This window comes from Bacillus sp. G16 (genome assembly GCF_021282335.1).
Classification (GTDB): Bacteria; Bacillota; Bacilli; order Bacillales; family Bacillaceae; genus Bacillus; species Bacillus inaquosorum.
Map to the genome: position 1 here is coordinate 20,921 of NZ_JAJSOZ010000019.1, position 21,735 is coordinate 42,655.

The following is a 21,735-nucleotide window of genomic DNA, read 5'->3' on the forward strand; positions in this document are numbered from 1 at the left end:
GCTATGAGGTGATGATGTTGTGGAGAGCCGGAATGAAGTGGATGCTGCTCATATTAGGGAGCCTGATCGGGGCCGGATATGCGAGCGGTCAGGAGATATGGCAGTTTTTTGGGGCGGAAAGCGGACTTGCTATTGTGCTGTTTACAATCATGTTCATTTTTTCGTCTTATATTGTGATGAAAATCAGTTTTAAGGTTCAATCCACTCATTTTCTGCCGGTTCTGGAACATTTGATGGGACCATGGCTGGCGAAAATTTATGATGTCCTCATCGTTTTTTATTTGTTTTCGACGACTATGGTGATGATTGCCGGAGGCGGTGTGACCCTGCAAATGTACAAGCTTCCTTTTTGGTGGGGAATCGCGCTGATTTGCATCGTGACAGTGTGCTTGTTTTTCTGGGATGTGAAAGGAATATTATCAGTAAATGGCTTTTTGATACCTGTTTTAGTAGCGGGGCTGCTGTATGCGCTGATCTCCTTTCAGAGCACCCATCACCATACATGGACGATAGATTTGACTCGGCAGTATAACTGGCCTGCGAGCATTACGTTTACCTCTTTAAATATCCTTTCAGTTGTCGCGATTTTATCCTCCGTTGGGAAAGAAATGAAAGGACTCGGGGAAGCGAAAATCGCAAGTGTGGCAAGCGGACTTATTTTTGGCGTGATCTCTTTTGTTTATAATGAAACGTTAGTGGAGCTGGCGGGCTCCCTTTCTCAGTTTGAAATACCGTTGTTTGCCGTTTTGGAGGGGGCGCCTTATTTCCTTTTTTTATGTATGACGGCGGTGCTGTGCCTGGCGATTTACACGACGACGGTGGCTGGTTTGTTGGGGCTGTCCAGCCGGCTGATGGCGTTTGTTCATATGCCGAGATGGATGATTGTGTTGATCCTGTTAGCGTTGATGGTGCCTTTTACTTCTTTCGGATTTTCTGATTTAATCGCGTTCTTGTACCCGATATACGGGATGCTAAATTTATATTTGTTAGTTTGTCTGCTGTTATATCCTATTTTAAGTAAATGGAAATAAGAGGATAGCTTTCTTTTCGGATATCTTGATTGCTCTTATGATCAGTTTTTTTGTACAATAGATACAGCAGTTTATGAAAAGAGGTGAAGGGTCTTGGCGGATAAAGACTTTGGCCTGAATGATATCGTAGAAATGAAAAAACCGCATCCATGCGGAGCGAACAGCTGGAAAATTATACGCATGGGAATGGATATTCGAATTAAGTGTGAGGGATGCTCTCACAGTGTAATGATTCCGAGAAAAGAATTTGAAAGAAAACTAAAAAAAGTACTAGTCAAGCATGAGGAGCCTACTTCGTAAAAAGGCCTGCACTCATGCTTTTTCATATAGTAGGTAAGGAGAAGACGGCGATGAGCAAAGTGCATCAGTCAGCATGTCCGCTGAATTGCTGGGACAGCTGCGGTTTTTTGGTGACTGTTGAAGACGGAAAGGTAACAAAAGTGGACGGAGATCCAAACCATCCGATTACGGAAGGCAAAATCTGCGGCCGCGGCAGAATGCTTGAGACAAAAACAAATTCGCCTGAGCGGCTTCGCTATCCGATGAAAAAGCAAAATGGCGAGTTTGTGCGGATTTCCTGGGAGCAGGCGCTTGATGAAATTGCCGATAAGCTTCGGGAGATCAAGGAAACGTCAGAAACGACTGCTGTTTTGCACAGCCATGATTATGCGAATAACGGTTTGTTAAAAGCGCTAGATCAGCGTTTTTTTAATGGATATGGCGGCGTGACTGAAATCGTCGGAAGCATATGCTGGGGCTCCGGTATCGAGGCGCAAAGCTGGGATTTCGGCCGTTCGTACGGGCACGGCCCCCTTGATATTTACAACAGCAATCATGTTGTTGTGTGGGGAAGAAATGTATCCAGAACGAATATGCACTTATACCATCATTTGCAGCAGGTGAAGAAAAAGGGTGCCACGCTTACAGTGATTGATCCGATCTTCAACCCGACTGCCAAGCTTGCAGACCGCTATATCTCTGTAAAGCCGGGAATGGACGGCTGGCTTGCGGCAGCTGTTTTGAAGGTTCTGATTGAGACAGGAAGAACGGATGAGACGTTTATTTCTGAGCACTCTGTGGGTTTCGATGATGTAAAAGAGCTTTTGAATACCGTTTCCTTAGAAGAGTTTATTGTGAAAACAGAAGCTTCTATGGAGGAGCTGGAGTATCTGGCCGGTTTGTATGCTGACGGCCCGGTGTCTACTTTTATGGGGCTTGGCATGCAACGATATAAAAACGGCGGCGAAACGATTCGCTGGATTGATGCACTTGTTGCGGCAAGCGGAAATGTTGGAATTAAAGGCGGCGGCGCGAATTTCGGTAACGTTCAGATCGGTGAGAGCTTTGCAAAAGCGAAGCTTACGCTGCCGGAATTAAAAACAGCATCACGCTCATTTTCAATGATGACACAGGCTGAAGAGGTGTTGACTGCTGCTGATCCAGCGATTGAGATGATTATCGTGACGTGCGGAAATCCGCTGACTCAGGTGCCGAATACCAATAAAGTAAGACAAGCGTTTGAAAAAGTGCCGATGAAGGTAGCGATTGATTCTATCATGACAGATACGGCAAAACTGTGTGATTATGTGCTGCCGACTGCCACTGTTTTTGAAGAAGAGGATATCTATTATTCTAGTATGTATCATCATTATGTTCAGTACGGGAAGAAGCTTGTGGAGCCGCAGGGTGAAGCGAAGTCGGACAGCTGGATCTGGTCAGAGCTTGCAAAACGCCTTGGATTTGGCGAGCTGTTTGAATACAGTACTGAAGAATTTTTGGAGATGGGGCTTTCTTCATTGGAAGCAGAGGATGTGACACTAGAGCGATTGAAAGAAAAAGGCCACCTCCCTCTTCCAGTTAAGCAGGTGCCATGGGATGATTATAAGTTTTTGACGCCGAGCGGAAAATTTGAATTTACTTCGTCGTTAGCTGAGGAAAAAGGATTGAGCGGCTTGCTTCAATTAAACGTGCCCGAAGAATCTGTTTTCCATAATGAGGAGTTAGCTGAAAAGTATCCTTACACGCTTTTGTCCATTCATCCCCAGCGTTCTAATCATTCTCAGCATGTGCCGTTTATTGAAAAGCTTCAGCACATTCAAGTGGATATTTCTCCGGATATAGCGGCTGAGCAGAATCTTCAGGACGGAGACGAGGTTGCTATCTTTAATGACCGCGGGCGCTTGACGGGCAAAGTGAAAGTGATGAAGCAGGCTCACCCGAAGACGATTAATATAGATGAAGGCATGTGGGCGGCTTTTGGAGGTTCAGTCAATGCACTGACAAATGATACAAATTCCGATAATGGAATGGGAAGTACGCTTTTTGACTGTTTAGTAGGCTTAAAAAAAGCATAATCAAAGGGCTTGGCAGGCTGAAAATGCAGTTTTGTCAGCTTGTCTTTTCCAGTGAACCTCCTTATAATTGCTCTAGGTTCAAAATACGTTTATACAATGACGGTTTTATATAGAGGAGATGAAAGAATGGCTTTAACTGCTGGAATTGTTGGTTTGCCAAACGTCGGGAAATCAACACTATTTAACGCAATTACACAGGCCGGTGCTGAATCAGCCAACTACCCGTTCTGTACGATTGATCCGAACGTGGGGATTGTAGAAGTACCGGACGAACGTCTGCAAAAGCTGACTGAGCTGGTCAAACCGAAGAAGACTGTGCCGACTGCTTTTGAATTTACAGATATTGCAGGGATTGTAAAAGGCGCATCTAAAGGAGAAGGTCTCGGCAATAAATTCCTTTCTCACATTCGCCAGGTTGACGCGATTTGCCACGTTGTCCGCGCTTTTTCTGATGATAATATTACACACGTTTCCGGAAAAGTTGATCCGATTGATGATATTGAAACAATCAACCTTGAGCTGATCCTCGCTGATATGGAAACGGTTGAAAAGCGGATTACACGCGTCAGCAAACTTGCGAAGCAAAAAGATAAAGACGCTGTATTTGAGTTTGAGATTCTGTCTAAACTGAAAGAAGCGTTTGAGAATGAAAAGCCTGCTCGTTCTGTTGAGTTTACTGAAGAGCAGCAAAAGCTTGTAAAGCAGCTTCATTTACTGACTTCGAAGCCTATTTTGTACGTGGCGAACGTAAGTGAAGATGAAGTGGCTGATCCGTCTGGCAATGAAAATGTAGCGAAGATTCGCGAGTACGCTGCCGGCGAAAACGCGGAAGTTATCGTTGTGTGTGCGAAAATCGAATCTGAAATCGCTGAGCTTGAAGGTGAAGAAAAGCAAATGTTCCTGGAAGAGCTGGGCATTGAAGAATCAGGTCTTGATCAGCTGATCAAAGCGTCTTACTCCCTTCTTGGCCTTGCAACATATTTCACAGCCGGAGAACAGGAAGTCAGAGCTTGGACATTCAAAAAAGGCATGAAAGCCCCAGAATGTGCAGGAATTATTCATAGTGACTTTGAGCGCGGCTTCATTCGTGCTGAAACTGTTGCTTATGAGGATCTTCTTGCGGGCGGCGGCATGGCAGGAGCCAAAGAAGCAGGAAAAGTCCGTCTTGAAGGAAAAGAGTATGTGGTTAAAGACGGAGATGTTATTCATTTCCGATTTAATGTATAGGATGCAGTTGTAAAGGGACAAGAGCTTTGGTATAATATAAAATTGTGAGTAATAGAATTATTGCTCCTTGCCCATTATGGGCCGCTTAGTCCAAAAGGAGGTGCAAACAGATGAGAAAGTACGAAGTTATGTACATTATCCGCCCAAACATTGACGATGAGTCTAAAAAAGCAGTTATCGAGCGTTTCAACAACGTTCTGACTTCTAACGGTGCGGAGATCACTGGAACAAAGGATTGGGGTAAACGTCGTCTTGCTTACGAAATCAACGATTTCCGCGACGGTTTCTACCAAATCGTAAACGTTCAATCTGACGCTGCGGCAGTTCAAGAATTTGACCGTCTAGCTAAGATCAGTGACGATATCATTCGCCACATTGTTGTTAAAGAAGAAGAATAAGCAATTTTGAAATATATAATGGTAAAAGGTGGTCTTTCTTATGCTTAACCGAGTTGTATTAGTCGGAAGACTGACAAAAGACCCAGAGCTTCGTTATACGCCAAACGGTGCGGCTGTTGCTACGTTTACTCTTGCTGTGAATCGTACATTTACGAACCAGTCCGGAGAACGTGAGGCCGATTTCATTAATTGTGTCACTTGGAGAAGACAAGCCGAAAACGTTGCAAACTTCCTGAAAAAAGGAAGCCTTGCAGGCGTAGATGGCCGTTTACAAACAAGAAACTATGAAAACCAGCAAGGACAGCGTGTCTTCGTGACCGAGGTCCAAGCTGAAAGTGTTCAATTTCTTGAGCCGAAAAACGGCGGCGGTTCTGGTTCAGGTGGATACAACGAAGGAAACAGCGGCGGAGGCCAGTACTTTGGCGGAGGCCAAAATGATAATCCATTCGGGGGAAATCAAAACAACCAGAGACGCAATCAGGGGAACAGCTTTAATGATGACCCATTTGCCAACGACGGCAAACCGATTGATATCTCGGATGACGATCTTCCATTCTAATGTGATTATCGCCTAAAATGAAAAAGAAAGGAGGGAAATGACAATGGCAGGAGGACGCAGAGGCGGTCGTGCGAAACGCCGTAAAGTGTGTTATTTCACTTCTAACGGTATCACGCACATCGACTACAAAGATGTAGATCTTCTTAAAAAGTTTGTTTCTGAGCGCGGTAAAATTTTACCACGTCGTGTAACTGGAACAAACGCTAAATACCAACGTAAATTGACTGCAGCGATCAAACGCGCTCGTCAAATGGCTTTACTTCCGTACGTAAGCGGTGAGTAAGCTTATACGTAAAGAGCAAGGACCTTCGGGTTCTTGCTCTTTTTTATAGGGGGATAAAACATGAAGCTGATTTCTTGGAATGTAAACGGCCTGCGGGCTGTCATGAGAAAGATGGATTTCCTCTCTTATCTGAAGGAAGAGGATGCAGATATCATATGTCTTCAGGAAACAAAGATACAGGACGGCCAGGTTGATCTCCAGCCTGAAGGCTATCATGTGTATTGGAATTATGCAGTGAAAAAAGGATATTCCGGCACGGCTGTTTTTTCAAAACAAGAGCCGCAGCGTGTCATGTACGGTATCGGGATAGAAGAGCATGACCAAGAAGGCAGAGTGATTACGCTGGAATTTGAAAACATGTTTGTGATGACCGTTTACACGCCCAATGCGAAAAGAGGTTTGGAGCGGATCGATTACCGCATGCAATGGGAAGAGGCTTTATTATCTTATATTCTTGAATTGGATCAGAAAAAACCGGTCATTTTATGCGGCGATTTGAATGTAGCTCATCAGGAGATTGATTTGAAAAATCCAAAGACAAACCGGAATAACGCTGGATTTTCTGATCAAGAAAGAGAAGCATTCACTCGTTTCTTAGAAGCTGGCTTTATTGACTCATTCCGTCACGTCTATCCTGATCTTGAAGGTGCTTATTCGTGGTGGTCGTACCGTGCCGGTGCCCGGGACAGAAATATCGGATGGCGCATCGATTATTTTGTTGTGTCCGAAAGGCTTAAGGATCAGATTGAGGATGCCAGCATATCAGCGGATGTCATGGGTTCCGACCATTGTCCTGTTGAACTTATGATCAATATATGATGAGATAGCAGTAAGCAATTTACACTTACTGCTTTTTTATATGAAAAAGGAGAAAGAGATGGCAAACATAAAAGAGATTGCAAGACTGGCAAATGTATCTGTTTCGACTGTTTCGCGTGTATTGAATCATCATCCGTATGTGTCTGAAGAAAAGAGAAAACTTGTTCATCAAGTCATGAAGGAATTAGATTACATACCAAATCGAACCGCAATCGATCTCATTCGCGGGAAAACCCATACGGTCGGTGTGATTCTGCCTTATAGCGATCATCCCTGCTTCGATAAAATCGTAAACGGAATCACTAAGGCGGCTTTTCATCAAGAGTACGCAACGACCCTCCTCCCCACCAATTATAACCCCGCTATTGAAATCAAATATTTAGAGCTGTTAAGAACAAAGAAAATAGACGGTCTCATCATTACATCCCGCGCCAATGACTGGGACAGCATTATAGCTTATCAGGAGTATGGGCCGATCATCGCTTGTGAGGATACCGGAGACATTGGTGTCCCATGTGCGTACAACGACAGAAGAGCTGCTTATGCAGAAAGCTTTCGCTATCTAAAGAGCCGCGGACATGAGAATATCGCTTTTACGTGTGTCAGAGAAGCCGACAGGAGTCCGAGCACGGCTGACAAAGCTGCGGCCTATAAAGCCGTCTGCGGGATCCTGAAAGACTGTCATATGCTGTCCGGTTGCAACGATATGAATGACGGTGAGCGGGCAGCTGAGCACTTTTATACGAGCGGACGAGTTCCAACGGCTATCTATGCAAATAGTGATGAAGTGGCAGCTGGAATTCATGTATTTGCCCAAAAGAATAAATGGGATGTTGAAATCATTGGCGAGGGGAATTCTTCTATCAGCCGTGTTCTTGGTTTTTCGTCGCTTGATTTGAATCTTGAGCAGCTCGGCATCGCAGCATTCTCTCTTTTTTTGCAGGATGAACCCATTGATATAAAAATTCAGCATCAATTCGAGAAAAAAGCTTGAACTGAAATGCATTTCATACTTTATAACTTCATTGAAGGTGAAGGAGGAGGAAGAAATGCGGATTGAACATACAGCGATCTGGGTCAAAGATTTAGAGCGAATGAAGGCTTTTTATGAAACGTATTTTAATGGCAAAGCGAACGATTTGTATCATAATGAGAAAAAAGATTTTAAGTCTTATTTTATTACGTTTGATTCCGGAGCAAGGCTGGAAATTATGAAAAAAGGAAATGTGACTGATCCGCCTTCACAAACGATGACAGGCTGGGCGCACATTGCCTTTTCTGTTGGAAGTCGAGAGAAGGTTGATGAACTGACTGATCGATTGAAGAAGGATGGTTTTGCAGTAGTCAACGGCCCGAGGACAACAGGAGACGGCTACTATGAAAGTGTGATTGAAGATGAGGAAGGAAATTTGATTGAGATTACAATTTGACATCGCGGAAACCCTGCGAGGATGTTGAAGGAATTGTAGTAAGATCAGTGCGGCAGAACCGCACTGACTTTTTTAAATTTGTTTCGCATTCGTGTTAGGGCCGAAGCAGATTAACAGCACGGAGCATGCGAGCCAGCAGCCGCCGATAAATAAGAAGACGCTGATATAGCCGAGCTGAACGGCGATAAACCCGACGAGCAATGAGCCGAAGATGTTTGAAAAGCGGCCGAGGCCATAGGCTAAACCGCTGCCAGACGAGCGGTATTCAGTCGGATAAGGTTCTGACGTATAAGCATATAAGTTCGAGGTGAAAACCCGTTCCGTGATATTGACGATAAAACCAAACACAATGATCATGATCGGAATAAAAGTCATGCCATATAAGAGACCGGCGATGGCCGTTAAAAACGCGCTGGCGGCTAAAATCCATTTTCTTTGAAATTTTTCAGAAATCATCGAACCAAACAATGCGCCAAGCGGAGCGCCGACGGAGTGCAGTACGTTATACCACAATGTATTTTCCATTGTGACGCCATTGCTTTTTAGCAGGCTGGGAACCCATGAGGCAAATCCGTAAAATCCAAACGTTTCAAAAATCCATACAGCAGATAAAACGATGGTGATTTTGAGGTTTCTTCCTTTCAATAACCCTGCGTAACCCGCGTGCTGCTGAACGGTATCGCTTGTTTTAGGCTGAGCTGGTGCCGGAAGCGGGCCTTTCTCCTGTTCAACCTGCGCCTCAATTCGATTGAGGATCGCATCGGCTTTCGCATATTCACCGCGAGTTTCGTGCCAGCGGGGTGACTCTTCCAGACGGCGGATGAAGAAAAAATAAATAAGGCCGACGGCACCCCAAACAAATACAAGCCTCCATCCCCATGAACCGAGCGGAATGACAAAGGCAGACACAATATTGGTGATCGGAACGCCGATCAATCCAATCATGGCACAGAAAGAAATATATTTTCCGCGGACACTTGAAGGGAAAAATTCCGCCAAATAGCTATTGGTAATGACCATGGCAGCTGCGACACCAAACCCGGTGAGAAAACGGAAAGTCATTAAAGACGGGATGTCCCATGCTGCTGCATTGCATAGCGATGCGATTGAGAAAACGAACACAAAAAGATTTAAGGCTTTTTTTCGGCCAATTCGATCAGACAGTCTTCCTCCCAGTGATGCGCCTAAAAACATGCCTAAAAACGAAGCCGCCGTTACATTGGCGATGGTTGAAAGCGGGATGCCCCAATGCTCGATCAGTGCCGGCGCTACATTGCTGAGGGTAAATAAATCTGCAAGATCGAAGAAATAAACAATGCCGAGAGCGGTTAATACTTGGAAGTGAACGCGAGAAATCGGAAGGCGGTCTAAACGATTCGCTGTGTTTGAGAAAGGATGTGTGTTCTTCTGTTTGAAGATCGTATTCATAAAAAACCCCCTTTTGAGTAGTAAGAAAAGACTGAAAATTCCCCTCTTGGGAATATTATAAGTATCTTGATTCATTGGCGACAGAGTTCAAATCACTAGATGGAAGAACTAAATTCGCACTTTTTATGTTCATTTTGCTAAAAAGATTTCCAAAACAGTAGATTCATAGACCAATTTATGCAAATATATAGTAATATTCTCATTGAAAGGAAGAGACAAAGAAGGAATGAATTCATTTATCCGTCCTATAGAAGGAAACAATACGTTGTGGAGATATTTTTTCGCCTTTTTGGTGATGGTAGGGTTATATGTATTCGGGAATATTGCTTACCTTTTCGCGATACTGTTTACGATTATTGTGAATCCCGATATCACGTTTGATTTGGATGAAGCTGTGCTGAGTGATCCTCTGGTTGATCTTTATTTGTCTCATGTTATTTATTTGTTTGCGATTCCAGGAGTATGGCTGGCTGTTCGCTTTATTCTGAAACGGCCTTTCCGAACTGTGATTACACCGAATTCAAAGGTCAATTGGCGGAGAATTTTCTTTGGCTTTATTGCTTATTTCTTGCTGATGATCGCCGTGCAATTGATTGATTTTGCGATTCATCCTGGCAGCTATTCAATGCAGGAGTTTGATGCATCACGGTTTATCTGGCTGCTAGCGGCGGCCCTCATTTTGGTTCCGTTTCAAACCTCAGCTGAGGAACTGTTTTTCAGAGGATTTTTGCTTCAAGCTTTCGGGAGAGTGACGAAAAACCCTCTTATTTTGACATTGGTTGTCGGTGGCTTGTTTGGCGTATTGCATTTTGCTAATCCAGAAATGAACAATGGCGCTGTTTGGGCAGGAATTGAGTATTTAACGTTTGGTTTTGTGTGGACCTATTACACGATTAAAACAGGCAGTATTGAAATATCACTTGGCGCCCATGCCGCGAATAATATGTTTTTGTGTATGTTTATCACAGAAAAAAACAGTGTGTATGGAGGAATTCCCTCTTTATTTACGGTTACGCGGGGGAACCCGATGTGGGAGGCTTTATTTACGATAGCGGTCAACCTTGTTTTTGCGGGAATCGCGTTGTGGTACCATAAGAAATCACAAAGTAAGCAGCAAGGGTCTTAATCCCTGCTGCTTATTAGTGTTTGGATGGCTTCTTCGATATTTGTTGTCGGCTGCTGGCAGGCGAAGTTTTCGCAAATATACACGGTTGTTTTGCCGTCTATGATGCGGTAGTCTGCCGCGAATGGCGCAATGTCTTTGCATTCATCAGGATGCTCTGCCACCAGAATAGAGTCGTTGGGCTTAAAGGCCTTTTGAAGTGCAGTTATGATTTGTTTTCTGGCTGGATCGTCTGCGCTGCCAAAAATAACGATTTCTTTTTTAGGCATCAGATGCTTTAACACGCTTTGCATAAAGAAAGCATGGCCGCTTGGATACGCGTCGATGTCCGGCTTGAATACGGAGAACATCGTTTCCGCTTTTTCAATCAGTGATAAGTCGCCTGTAACCTGTCCAAGGCGGAGAAGCTGCACGGCTGCCACGCTGTTTCCGGAAGGCACGGCGCCGTCGTATACTTCTTTTTCCCGGACGATTAAGGCTTCTGCATCGTGTCCGGTGAAATAGAATCCGCCATGCTCCTCATCCCAAAATAAGCCGATCATATCGTCTGTCAGTTTCTTCGCTTTTCGTAAATAAGAAAGATCAAACGAAGCTTCATAGAGATCCAGATAAGCCCATAAGAGAAAAGCGTAATCGTCGATGAAGCCTTTGTTTTTCACTTCGCCGTCTCGATACCTGACCATTACACGGCCGTCGATGATTAACTTGTTTTCAATAAATGTGATGGCGTCTTTCGCTAAGCTGAGATATTTCGGTTCCTGGTATACCTTTGCCGCTTTGGCGAGCCCTGCGATCATCAGCGCGTTCCATGAGGTCAGCACCTTATCATCGACATGCGGATAGGTTCTTTCTTCTCGTATCTTCAAGAGCTGTTGTCTTGCGTCCTCGAGCTTGAGGCTGAGCTCTTCCTCAGTTAAACCGGCATCAGCTTTGAGTTGTTCCCGCTTTGTGTGAATCAGATTCGGAATATTCTTGCCTTCAAAATTCCCTTTTTCACTGATGTCATACACTTGGCAATACAGCGTTCCGAGATCGTCTCCGAGCGTTTTCTGGATCTCTTCCTTTGACCACACGTAGTATTTTCCTTCTTCTCCTTCAGTGTCCGCGTCTAAAGCGGAGAAAAAGCTACCATCCTCATGGGTCATTTCCCGCTGAATGAACGTGATGATCTGCTCGCAAATCTCTTTATACCGGCTGTTTTGCGTGACCTGATAGGCTTCTGTATAAGCGGTCAGCAACAGCGCATTGTCGTACAGCATTTTTTCAAAGTGGGGAACGAGCCACTCGTCATCGGTCGAGTAACGGGCGAATCCATAGCCAATATGATCGTAAATGCCGCCATTCGCCATGCTGTCCAGCGTTTTCGTCACGTTGTATAAAGCATTCTCCTGCCCCGTATTGTGATGATAACGAAGCAAATACATCAGCATATGGGGCATCGGAAATTTTGGAGCCTGTCCGAAGCCGCCGTAGATCGTATCAAACCCGTTGGCAAGCTGCTGGAATGTCCGGTGAATTGCTGACTCGCTAAGGCCTTCGCCTGATTTTGCAGCTGTTTTGGTCTGCAAATGTTTAGCGGCGTTCTCCGCAATATCCTCGACATGTTCGCGATCGTTCGCAAACGTCTCAGACAGATGCTCAAGCACATCAACAAAACCGGGACGATTAAATTTACTTGTCTTTGGAAAATATGTACCCGCATAAAACGGCTTCTGATCAGGCGTAATAAACACATTCAGCGGCCAGCCGCCCTGCCCGGTCATCAGCTGGCAGATTCTCATATAAACAGAATCCACATCAGGCCGCTCTTCCCGGTCGACCTTAATCGCCACAAACCGTTCATTGAGAAGGCGTGCGATTTCTGCGTCCTCGAAGCTTTCGTGGGCCATGACGTGGCACCAATGGCATGTTGAATAGCCGATGCTGACGAGAACCGGCTTGTTTTCGCGTTTTGCTTTTTCAAAGGCTTCTTCTCCCCAGGGATACCAGTCTACGGGGTTGTGGGCGTGTTGGAGTAAGTATGGTGATTTCTCATTGATTAATCTATTGGGTTTACTTTTATTTGGCATGGGATCACCTTCTTTCTAAATGTTTTTTTAAGTATTCTCTTTCCTCTATTTAATATACCAGATAGCTGAGGCCCGTCATAATTTGTCTGTGAGGTATTCCATAATGAAAATCAAGGGCTATAAACCCTTGATAGATTCATTATTTCACCTTTGAACTATAAAGATGGGTCTTCAATCGTAATGCTTTAACAAGATTGCTGAATTATGTCCTCCAAAACCAAAAGAATTTGATAGCCCATATTTCAATGGAAGGTGTCTCGCTTCTGATACAACATCTAAGTTGCAATCTGGATCTCGCTTCTCTACATTAATAGTTGGCGGAATAATTCCTCGTCTCAAACTTTCCACTAAAGCAATTGCTTCTACTCCGCCAGCAGCACCAAGCATGTGCCCAGTCATTGACTTGTTTGCAGTTGTTGGAATTTCACGTGAATGTTCACCAAATAATTTCTTAATAGCTAGAACTTCTGAACGATCACCTACTTGTGTACTTGTTGCATGAGCACTAATAACATCAATTTCACCTGTTGATATATTTGCACTTCTCAATGCTTTTTTCATTGCTAAGTAGGCACCCTTACCTTCTGGGTGTGATGCTACCATATGATGAGCATCTGAACTAGCTCCGTACCCCACTACTTCACATAATATCGGCGCATCTCTAAGAATAGCGTTTTCTAATGATTCTAATACTAAGATACCTGCGCCTTCACTCATAACAAAGCCATCTCTATCTGTATCGAATGGACGGCTGGCTCGACTTGGCTCTTGGTTTCTTGTAGATAGTGCATGGGCGTTTCCAAAACTAGCCAAAGATAACTGTGTGATTGCAGCTTCTGCTCCACCGGCAAATATAATATCTGCTTCATCATTTCGGATAGCATTGAAAGCTTCACCAATAGAGGTGTTCCCGATTGAACAGGCTGTGACTGGTGATAATGATGGTCCTTGTGCTCCTAATTTTATGCTTATTTGGGCCGCAGCTGCATTTGAAATCATCATTGGTACAAGGCTAGGGCTTACTCTCGCGGGACCTCGTTTATTTAATACATTCACATTATCAACAAGCGATTGTATGCCTCCGATTCCTGAACCAACATATACCCCTAAACGTTCAAGATCAACATTATCTAACTGTAATTGTGAATTTTCTAATGCTTGTTCGGCTGCTGCTAAGGCAAACTGACTAAAACGATCTAATCGTTTTGCTTCTTTTCTCCCCAATATTTCATCTGCATCGAAATCACGAACTATTCCAGCTATCTTTGTTTTATAATCAGCAGTATCAAAAGAATCAATTAGAGATATTCCCGAGTGTCCTTTAACTAGTTGATTCCAAAAGCTATTTACATCATTTCCTAGTGGAGAAATAACTCCCATTCCAGTAATGACAACTCTTTTCATGATAATTCCCTCCTTGTTTTTATTAACTTTAGCTATTGTGTTATCCTATTACAAGTTGTTGTTTATCCTAGTATAATTAATACTATTTTAAAGGGAGATCTTAATGAAACCTGAAACAAGACTTCAAGCTTTATCAGAATTTCTAAAGAACCAACGTTCGAAAATTACTCCCCAAATGGTTGGTTTACCTGTAGGAACCCGCAGAAGAACACCAGGACTAAGAAGAGAAGAAGTGGCTCAACTAGCCGGTGTAAGTCTTACATGGTATACATGGTTAGAACAAGGCAGAGATATAAAAGTATCTACTTCGGTATTAGATGCTATTTCTCGAGCATTACAATTAAATAACGATGAAAGGAGATATTTGTATGCTCTAGCGTTAGAGGAAGGAGTGAAACAACCCTTTATAAATGAGAAGGAGAAGGAAATCAGTCCGGCTTTAGTAAAAATTTTGCAGGAACTTCGTTATTGCCCAACGATTATTTCAGATAGAAGAAGTCAGATTGTTGGGTGGAATCAAGCAGCAGCTAATGTATTTTTGGATTTTGAACAAATCATCCCGGCGGAAAGGAATATAATACGCTTACTATTCGCAAGAAAGGAATTTAAAAGTTTAGCAGTGAATTGGGAGCATTTTGTTAGAGGATATATCGCAATATTTAGAACGTATTATGGACAGTATGTGGCTGATGACTGGTATGAGCAATTTATACAAGAAATGGAACAGGCATATCCTGAGTTTCGTAAAATTTGGAATGAAAATGAGATAAGCTCTGCTCCTGAAGTATTAATTGAGTTTCGTCATGCTAAGGTAGGTAAAATGTTGTTTAATCTTACTTCATTACAAGTGCATGGGGATACTGATTTAAGATGCAGCGTCTATACTCCAGTTGAGGATACTGAAACTGAGCTTAAGTTAAAACGTTTAATTGAAGGCTAGCTATGATAAATTAGTTTCCTAATTTGCATAAATGACAATGTTCTTTAGAATAGGCCAAGGCTAGCTATCGTTTGGAGAGTAGAAGTTATTCAAGTAATACTTCCTTTACTTTGTTTAGACTGTAAATAAAAAAACAACTAGTATATAGTTCCCATTCGTTTTTTTGTATTTGGATGAAGTTGTTGTGTGCATCTAATATAAAAAAGATCCTATGCCACCAATGACATGTCGAATAGCCGAATTTAGTTACGTTCGACATGTTGTCATAACGTTGCTTTACAAAAAAATTCAGGTTTTCTTGAAATGTTTTACTTGAGAAAATCAGTACTCATAATATATGATGAGCGGTTAACAGTACTTTCTTCTTCAACTAACACCCAGATAGTTTTAAGTAGCGTTGGTGGCATAGAGAGAAGAACAATGTCCTAAAATGAAAGTGCCCACTAATCTAGCTTGATTTGGTTAAATTAAAGCTCTGCTCGATTAAGTAATAAATTTCTCCTTCTGGATCTGTACGTTCCAAAATAAGTGAAATCCAATGTTCCTTATCCATATGATATCCAGGAAGGATATTTTCCCCATTTCTTAAACTATCACTTATTTCAGGAGGACATTTTAGATTCAGAATATCTATTTCATCACTTCTATCAAATCCCAATTTTTCCGGGAGAACATTCATTATAAGACCGTACCATTTTTTGTTTGACTCATGTCTCAAAGTAGCATAGTGTGGGTATTTCTTCCACGGGTAATCAGGCGATGTACCGTATTTTTCTTTGACGTGTTTAAAGATATCTTCTCTTGTTAACATGCTTCAATCATCCCTCCAACTACTTACGGTTAATTTCTTCTCTCTCATTCCATCTTTGAAAAAATCACAGGGATTTGTACTCAATGATCCTTGGTTGTCTATTTACTTTAATAGACATGGCACCAACTGCATGTTGAATAACCGATCTACACCTTCTACAATCGCTGACGTAATCCCCAAACCCGTCTGTTGTTATCTAAGGATAGCGAATGTAATTAAAAAAAGTGAATAGTACTCAGTATATAGTATATAGCTACTCATTTGGAATGAATATGTTTATATCAGATGGAATATATTGGGATTAAAGGGGGATTTACAGCAGCTTTCATTACTGATGCAGTAAATAATGATCCGCAAAAGGCGCTTGCTTTAATATTCGGTGAGGGTTTATTAACCTGTGTATCACAGGACTTAAAAGAATGGTCTGCTACTAAATGAACTGGAGTTGGACGTGACAATACCGACACTGCAGGATGGGTGTATGAATAGCAATATTAGTATTATCTAACTGGCCATCTGGTATAAATGAAATTCCTGCAATTGTTGGTAGTGTAAAACGTGCAGTACGCCATGGTGAAGGAGCAGCCGGAAAAGTTTCATCCTTTCTTGCTGTTAAAAAAGAAGAAAAAGATTAAACATGAAATTTAACTTGGAGGAGGTTTAAACGATTGGGACAATCACGATTACCAAACTCAGTTATTGTAGCTATGGCGTCAAAAAAGCATCGTTTATGGCATTATCTTTGGCATGGATTTCGAAACTCTTGGGAGGGACTTGATTGTAAAGATCGCGAAAAGTTATGTAAGACTCATCCAAATTGGGTGCCGCCACGCCCAGCACTCGATGCCGATGGAAAGCCTAAACGGGATAATGATTCTGGTGAGGACTTCCTATTCATGCATAGAACGATGATTATGATCGTCAATAAAATTTTAGCAGATGAAGGTGATATTAACTATCCATGGGTTCAAGGGTGGAGGTACCTTCCAAAACCTTCTGATAAAAGTTATCCGATTTTACCAGCTTATGATAGTCATCGTATTCCAAGGGAAAGACTTGAGTTAGAAAAATCTGTCGATAGATATTGGAGTTATTTTTCAGGGCTTGAAAAGAAATTTACTGATCCAGACTACTTAAGTAGTGTAACTCTTGGCCAGCTTGGTTCTGATATTGAATTTACAATTCACAACAGTATGCACATACGATGGTCAGAAGAATCGAAAGTTGGATATATGACTGAGCCTAAATTAGGAGATCCTATAGATGATATTTGGAATCAACCTGAGTATAACTGGCTGGGTGATGAATACTCTGCTCATGTGCATCCGATTTTCTGGAAATTGCATGGTTGGGTTGACGATCGAATCAATGATTGGATGAGAATAAATCAAAAAGAGGACTATAAATGGAAGGGAACATGGATTGGTGATACAAGTATCCTGCATCTACATGATGATCATGGTCAAACACCTACCCATGGAGACCATGAACTAATTGCAAATTTAGAGTACTTGGCGGGTTTCTTAGGAAGTACAGGAAGACGGCGAAGCACTTTTGACCTTCCAGAAATATGTTAGTTAAATAATAACAATGGAAAATGTAAATGCTTCCCCCTTTCGGAATATCATAATCACATTCAAAGTGTACGCAATTTACCTTGTTCATGATAGGAATAACTATAATTAGAAGCGATTGGTCTGTCTTCCCTATAGGTTGAGGGCAAGTGTCAGAAATTGAAATGAAGGAATTTCCAATACCAAAAGTCCATTTTCTCAATGCTAAGAAGGGCTTTTTTTGTTTTAAACTGACTCTTGTTGTTCTAAGATTTTATACGAACTTAACACCAATGACATGTTGAATAGCCGATGCTGACAAGAACCAGCTTGATTTCGCGTTTTGCTTTCTCGAAGGCTTCTTCTCCCCAAGGGAACTAATTTAAAGGGATATGATCATGTTGAATAAATAAATGAAACATTTGAATAACCAAAACGTAACGTATATATCTGTATTTCAGGAGGTAGGTACTTAAGAATGATTAAAAATATTATTGGAACGACGCTTATACTCATTAGTTTTGTGGTATTTGGAATCAATTGGTTGTACCTGGAGCCAAGAGGGTTAGAAGAGATTCCATATTGGATTGTATTTGTAGGTGCTTTATGTGGAGGTTTTATTAAATACTACAATCCAAATCAGAAAAACACGAACGAAAATATGAGTAATGGGAATGGAAAGACAAGAAAAATCGGCAAGACCATTGATCATTTTATTGATGCCGTTTCAGGTGACATTGATAGTGGGGATAGAGATCAAAGAATGAATAACAAACCTAAAAAATAGTCGACCTTAAAAGGCTCGGCTATTTTTAAAAGTCAGCTGTTTATTTTGTCATTGGATGAGGTTGTTGAGTGCATTTAATATAAACCGCCAATGCAGCGGCTTGTTCTCGCGTTTCGAGAAAGAAGAGGTTTTTTTAACCTCTTCTTTTCTTTTTTTATAAGACACTGGTATTCACCAATTAATTTACATTTTCGAGGATAAGAAGCGCCGTTCAACAAAAGGCATAAAAAAGTGAAGAATCATTCCTCCTAAACAGACCGTTAAAAGGGTTCCGATGCCGATAGGGCCTTTAAATATAATAGCTAATACTAAGAAAAGAGCATATACCAATGTTCTTGAAAATAAGATCGTTCTTTTGGAGATATCTCGGATAATGAGTGTTAAATGATCGATAGGAGTTGATGCAAATTTTGTCTGAAGATAGATGGCTGTTCCAAGACCGATGAGCACCAAACCGATTCCGAAACAAATCAGTTTGCTTACCCACATGTTTGGAGAAATAGTGGTTTTTACTATAAACAACCATAGGTCAATGCCTATCCCAGTAATAAATGCTGTAATCAAGCCCAACAACATAGGTTTTTTTCTCGTTAAGATAGAGTTACAGATTAAGAGGATCACAGAAATAAGAACCTCCCAGCTTCCCACGGTAAGCCCGACTTCTTCGGAAAGACCAACCAAAACGGCATCAAAGGGAGATGTACCCAGTCCTGATTGTATGGTTAAGGAAATGCCTAAACTTAATATGAGGATACCTAAGCCGTAATAAATATATTTCATTTTATATTCCGCGATATGTCTTTTGTCATCAAGACGTGTGGGATGCCGTCTTCCATAAATTCCTGTGAAGAAGTCTGATAGCCCAGTTTTTTATAAAAGCCTGCTGCCTGTGTTTGCCCATGCAGCTTAAATGTAGTCATTCCTTTTTCTTTCATGATGTTTTCTAACCCGCTTATGATGACTTGGCCCAATCCATACTTACGGTAAGGTTTTAGGATGCAGATTCTTTCCAGCTTACCTGTATGATCAACGATGCGCACACGGCCTGTGCCAACTGGCTGATCCTCATGATATACCAAGATATGCTGGCATTGTTCTTGGAGCGTATCAAATTCATCGAACTCATCGGATTCAGCTACATGTTGCTCCTCAATGAATACCGTTCTTCTAATATCTAAAGCAACATGTAATTCATTTTCAGTTGTTATTCTTTTTATATTCATATTTGATCAATCCTTTTCTGATATTAATCTGGACTGTACAGCATGCATGTGGTCTTATAGTAGTAAGGTTAAAACAATTTTGTTGTAATTGCAACAAAAATACGTGAGGGGTTTTAGGAATGAATGACATTTTGCGTGAGATCGGCATGATTGCAAGAGCGTTGGATTCCATAAGCAATATTGAATTTAAAGATTTGGACTTAACAAGAGGGCAGTATCTCTATCTTGTACGTATATACGAAAATCCGGGAATTATTCAAGAAAAATTGGCGGAAATGATAAAAGTGGACCGAACAACAGCCGCGCGGGCCATTAAGAAATTGGAAATGCAGGGATTTATTCAAAAACAGCCGGATGAGCAAAATAAAAAAATAAAAAAACTGTTCCCGACCGAGAAAGGGAAAAAGGTTTATCCATTGTTAAGAAGAGAAGGAGAACACTCCATGGAAGTGGCCTTGTCCGGTTTTACACCTGAGGAAAAGGAAACCATTTTTAAACTCGTTCACAGAGTCAGGAAAAATATAGAACGTGATTGGGAATATGTGAAGAAGGGGAACAAGAGGGACTATTAATGTACAAAGTAACAGGTCGAGCTGATACTGGCGAGACTCGGCTTCTCCTCAAAAATACCAGTCTGCTGGAGTGCGGGGGCATTTTCAAGATAATCTGCCTTGAAAATGTTCCGTTCACTTAAAAGGAACCCTTCTCTTTTCTGTAAAATCTTTAAAGTCATTTTCATCCATTTTTACTTATATACTCATTTCCCCACATCCTCATGGATGCAATAATAGGAGAAAGTTTTTCACCGAGTTCGGTTAGAGAATACTCCACCTTCTTGGGGACAGTATTCTCTACTTTTCTTTTCACAACGCCATCTGCTTCCAGTTCTCTCAGCTGCAGCGTCAGGATTCTTTGTGTAACACCTGGAATTAATCGTTTCAACTCATTAAACCGGACTGATTTGTGAGACAGGATGTCGATGATGATTCCTTTCCATTTCCCTCCGATAATATGCAGCGTCATTTCCACGGGACAAGCCTTTTTTACTTCTGCACTGCAAGCGCCAAATTCATTTAACCGGTTACCCATACTCGTCACCTCACAATGTAAGTTACAAAAATGTGCGTAATTACATATCTAGCTCAGATGTATTACAGTAATGATATCAAAAATTTCCAAAAGGAGTGGCTTGCATGAACTTGAGACAATTATCAGAACATGTCTTTCAATGTGAATTTGAGCTTGATGTGCCTCTTCGTATCCCGGTTCATACTTGGTTTATGAAAGATGGTGATGATGTTTATATTATTGATACTGGAATAGAACGTTTTGCAGATGCTCAAATTAGGGCAGCATTAGCGATCGGCAATCCAAAAGCCATTTTGCTTACCCATGGCCATAGCGATCATATTCAGGGGGCATCAAAGTGGTTGGAGAGATTTGATATTCCGATTTTTGCGCATCAAAAAGAACTAGTGTATATCAATGGAGAAGCGCCTTATCCGAACAAAAATGAAGTGGAGAACACAGGGGTAGCCCATATTGTCCAGCCGCTGACAGAGCAAACGCTGGCTCACCTGCCTTTGCAATACTATTTAACACCCGGTCATTCCCCGGGGCATGTCGTGTACCATCATGAAATCGATCATACCCTATTAACAGGAGACCTTTTCATCACAAGTAAGGAGGATTTACATCCGCCTATCAGAAAATTCAGTGTTGATATGAATGAGAACATCGACAGCGGCGCGATAATAGATGAAATCAAACCAACGCTCATTTGCTCTTCACATGGTGAAGAAATTTTTTATAACGAAGAGTTGTATAAAAACTATGTGTTAAGGTATAGGGACTAAAAGAAATAAGAAAAAACATACCAAATGAATTGGTATGTTTAGAGGGGAATTTAAATATACTCCGATATCTCAATGAGGTTCTGATCGGGGTCTCTTATATAAACTGATAGAATCGGGCCGAGTGCACCGGTTCTTTTTACTGGCCCTTCTTCGACATTGACGTTCGTTTTCTTGAGGTGCTCCAGTACTTTACTAATAGGCTCATCAGAGATCAAACATAAGTCGGCAGATCCCGGGAGCGGGTGCTTGGCTTTAGGTTCGAATTCATGACCGGCCTCATGCAAGTTTATTTTTTGATTGCCAAAACGCAAAGCTTTTCTGCCTGCGCCAAATGTTTCTTCTTCCATTCCCAAAACAGATGTATAAAAGTCGATTGTCTCTTGAAGGTTTTGTACCGTTAACACCAAATGGTCAATTCGTTTGATCATGAGCATTCCCTC

24 protein-coding genes and 1 pseudogene are annotated in these 21,735 nt (G+C 41.9%); 16 read left to right on the top strand and 9 right to left on the bottom strand.

The window, feature by feature from the left end; all coding sequences use genetic code 11:
- Nucleotides 1–14: 14 nt before the first annotated feature.
- From LWH95_RS18030 to LWH95_RS18075, 10 genes are all read left to right on the top strand, one after another.
- Nucleotides 15–1,031, top strand: coding sequence for a YkvI family membrane protein (locus LWH95_RS18030; RefSeq protein WP_019260047.1), 1,017 nt, complete (start codon nt 15–17; stop codon nt 1,029–1,031).
- A 93-nt stretch (nt 1,032–1,124) separates the two neighbouring features.
- Nucleotides 1,125–1,331 carry a DUF951 domain-containing protein gene (locus LWH95_RS18035; RefSeq protein ID WP_003219236.1) on the top strand — a complete coding sequence of 69 codons (207 nt, stop codon included), beginning with the start codon at nt 1,125–1,127 and terminating at the stop codon, nt 1,329–1,331.
- 50 nt (nt 1,332–1,381) lie between these two features.
- Nucleotides 1,382–3,385 (top strand): molybdopterin-dependent oxidoreductase, encoded by a 2,004-nt coding sequence (locus LWH95_RS18040; protein WP_133485211.1) that lies wholly within the window; start codon nt 1,382–1,384, stop codon nt 3,383–3,385.
- Nucleotides 3,386–3,511: 126 nt separating this feature from the next.
- Nucleotides 3,512–4,612: a redox-regulated ATPase YchF gene (gene ychF / locus LWH95_RS18045; RefSeq protein ID WP_003236624.1), complete on the top strand. Its 1,101-nt coding sequence runs from the start codon at nt 3,512–3,514 to the stop codon at nt 4,610–4,612.
- Between the two features lie 110 nt (nt 4,613–4,722).
- On the top strand, nt 4,723–5,010 hold the full coding sequence (gene rpsF / locus LWH95_RS18050; protein WP_003236622.1) for a 30S ribosomal protein S6: 288 nt from the start codon (nt 4,723–4,725) through the stop codon (nt 5,008–5,010).
- 40 nt (nt 5,011–5,050) lie between these two features.
- Nucleotides 5,051–5,569 (top strand): single-stranded DNA-binding protein SsbA, encoded by a 519-nt coding sequence (ssbA, locus tag LWH95_RS18055; RefSeq protein WP_003219228.1) that lies wholly within the window; start codon nt 5,051–5,053, stop codon nt 5,567–5,569.
- A 43-nt stretch (nt 5,570–5,612) separates the two neighbouring features.
- Nucleotides 5,613–5,852 (top strand): 30S ribosomal protein S18, encoded by a 240-nt coding sequence (rpsR, locus tag LWH95_RS18060; RefSeq protein ID WP_003219224.1) that lies wholly within the window; start codon nt 5,613–5,615, stop codon nt 5,850–5,852.
- Between the two features lie 60 nt (nt 5,853–5,912).
- Nucleotides 5,913–6,671 (top strand): exodeoxyribonuclease III, encoded by a 759-nt coding sequence (gene xth / locus LWH95_RS18065; protein ID WP_232920107.1) that lies wholly within the window; start codon nt 5,913–5,915, stop codon nt 6,669–6,671.
- Between the two features lie 58 nt (nt 6,672–6,729).
- Nucleotides 6,730–7,665: a LacI family DNA-binding transcriptional regulator gene (locus LWH95_RS18070; RefSeq protein WP_232920108.1), complete on the top strand. Its 936-nt coding sequence runs from the start codon at nt 6,730–6,732 to the stop codon at nt 7,663–7,665.
- A 55-nt stretch (nt 7,666–7,720) separates the two neighbouring features.
- Complete coding sequence (locus LWH95_RS18075; protein ID WP_133485218.1) at nt 7,721–8,101, top strand: VOC family protein; 381 nt, start codon at nt 7,721–7,723, stop codon at nt 8,099–8,101.
- A 72-nt stretch (nt 8,102–8,173) separates the two neighbouring features.
- Here the strand turns inward: LWH95_RS18075 and LWH95_RS18080 are convergent, their stop codons facing one another.
- Entirely contained in the window at nt 8,174–9,529 is a 1,356-nt protein-coding gene (locus LWH95_RS18080; protein ID WP_232920109.1) for an MFS transporter, read from the bottom strand.
- Between the two features lie 226 nt (nt 9,530–9,755).
- On the opposite strand from LWH95_RS18080, the gene LWH95_RS18085 reads away from it, so the two are divergent.
- Nucleotides 9,756–10,655, top strand: coding sequence for a CPBP family intramembrane glutamic endopeptidase (locus LWH95_RS18085; protein ID WP_232920110.1), 900 nt, complete (start codon nt 9,756–9,758; stop codon nt 10,653–10,655).
- Here LWH95_RS18085 and LWH95_RS18090 read toward each other — a convergent pair.
- Both LWH95_RS18090 and fabF read right to left on the bottom strand, forming a co-directional pair.
- The gene (locus tag LWH95_RS18090; protein ID WP_232920111.1) at nt 10,652–12,721 is read right to left on the bottom strand and encodes a thioredoxin domain-containing protein; all 2,070 of its coding nucleotides are present in this window, start codon (nt 12,719–12,721) and stop codon (nt 10,652–10,654) included. The genes LWH95_RS18085 and LWH95_RS18090 overlap by 4 nt on opposite strands.
- Before the next feature lie 171 nt (nt 12,722–12,892).
- Nucleotides 12,893–14,125, bottom strand: coding sequence for a beta-ketoacyl-ACP synthase II (gene fabF / locus LWH95_RS18095; protein WP_232920112.1), 1,233 nt, complete (start codon nt 14,123–14,125; stop codon nt 12,893–12,895).
- 103 nt (nt 14,126–14,228) lie between these two features.
- Between fabF and LWH95_RS18100 the strand changes: the two genes are divergently transcribed.
- Nucleotides 14,229–15,065, top strand: a complete 837-nt coding sequence (locus LWH95_RS18100) for a helix-turn-helix transcriptional regulator (protein WP_225515395.1) — start codon at nt 14,229–14,231, stop codon at nt 15,063–15,065.
- A gap of 448 nt (nt 15,066–15,513) precedes the next feature.
- On the opposite strand, the gene LWH95_RS18105 is transcribed toward LWH95_RS18100, so the two are convergent.
- Nucleotides 15,514–15,876 (bottom strand): MmcQ/YjbR family DNA-binding protein, encoded by a 363-nt coding sequence (locus LWH95_RS18105; RefSeq protein WP_232920113.1) that lies wholly within the window; start codon nt 15,874–15,876, stop codon nt 15,514–15,516.
- A gap of 668 nt (nt 15,877–16,544) precedes the next feature.
- Between LWH95_RS18105 and LWH95_RS18110 the strand changes: the two genes are divergently transcribed.
- On the top strand, nt 16,545–17,453 hold the full coding sequence (locus LWH95_RS18110; RefSeq protein WP_232920114.1) for a Tat pathway signal protein: 909 nt from the start codon (nt 16,545–16,547) through the stop codon (nt 17,451–17,453).
- A 263-nt stretch (nt 17,454–17,716) separates the two neighbouring features.
- Here the strand turns inward: LWH95_RS18110 and LWH95_RS21835 are convergent.
- Nucleotides 17,717–17,851: pseudogene (locus LWH95_RS21835) on the bottom strand (DUF255 domain-containing protein); the annotation flags it as partial.
- Nucleotides 17,852–17,907: 56 nt separating this feature from the next.
- Here LWH95_RS21835 and LWH95_RS18115 point away from each other — a divergent pair.
- Nucleotides 17,908–18,216 carry a hypothetical protein gene (locus LWH95_RS18115; protein ID WP_003236591.1) on the top strand — a complete coding sequence of 103 codons (309 nt, stop codon included), beginning with the start codon at nt 17,908–17,910 and terminating at the stop codon, nt 18,214–18,216.
- A gap of 183 nt (nt 18,217–18,399) precedes the next feature.
- Here the strand turns inward: LWH95_RS18115 and LWH95_RS18120 are convergent, their stop codons facing one another.
- Entirely contained in the window at nt 18,400–18,996 is a 597-nt protein-coding gene (locus tag LWH95_RS18120) for a YczE/YyaS/YitT family protein (RefSeq protein WP_003236588.1), read from the bottom strand.
- Entirely contained in the window at nt 18,993–19,439 is a 447-nt protein-coding gene (locus tag LWH95_RS18125; protein WP_232920115.1) for a GNAT family N-acetyltransferase, read from the bottom strand. Before LWH95_RS18125 ends, LWH95_RS18120 begins: the two co-directional genes overlap by 4 nt.
- A gap of 119 nt (nt 19,440–19,558) precedes the next feature.
- On the opposite strand from LWH95_RS18125, the gene LWH95_RS18130 reads away from it, so the two are divergent.
- On the top strand, nt 19,559–20,011 hold the full coding sequence (locus LWH95_RS18130; protein ID WP_003236585.1) for a MarR family transcriptional regulator: 453 nt from the start codon (nt 19,559–19,561) through the stop codon (nt 20,009–20,011).
- 163 nt (nt 20,012–20,174) lie between these two features.
- On the opposite strand, the gene LWH95_RS18135 is transcribed toward LWH95_RS18130, so the two are convergent.
- On the bottom strand, nt 20,175–20,528 hold the full coding sequence (locus tag LWH95_RS18135) for a winged helix-turn-helix transcriptional regulator (RefSeq protein WP_269802395.1): 354 nt from the start codon (nt 20,526–20,528) through the stop codon (nt 20,175–20,177).
- 104 nt (nt 20,529–20,632) lie between these two features.
- Between LWH95_RS18135 and LWH95_RS18140 the strand changes: the two genes are divergently transcribed.
- Nucleotides 20,633–21,295, top strand: coding sequence for an MBL fold metallo-hydrolase (locus LWH95_RS18140; protein WP_232920116.1), 663 nt, complete (start codon nt 20,633–20,635; stop codon nt 21,293–21,295).
- A 50-nt stretch (nt 21,296–21,345) separates the two neighbouring features.
- On the opposite strand, the gene LWH95_RS18145 is transcribed toward LWH95_RS18140, so the two are convergent.
- On the bottom strand, nt 21,346–21,723 hold the full coding sequence (locus LWH95_RS18145; RefSeq protein WP_003236582.1) for a VOC family protein: 378 nt from the start codon (nt 21,721–21,723) through the stop codon (nt 21,346–21,348).
- Nucleotides 21,724–21,735 lie beyond the last annotated feature (12 nt).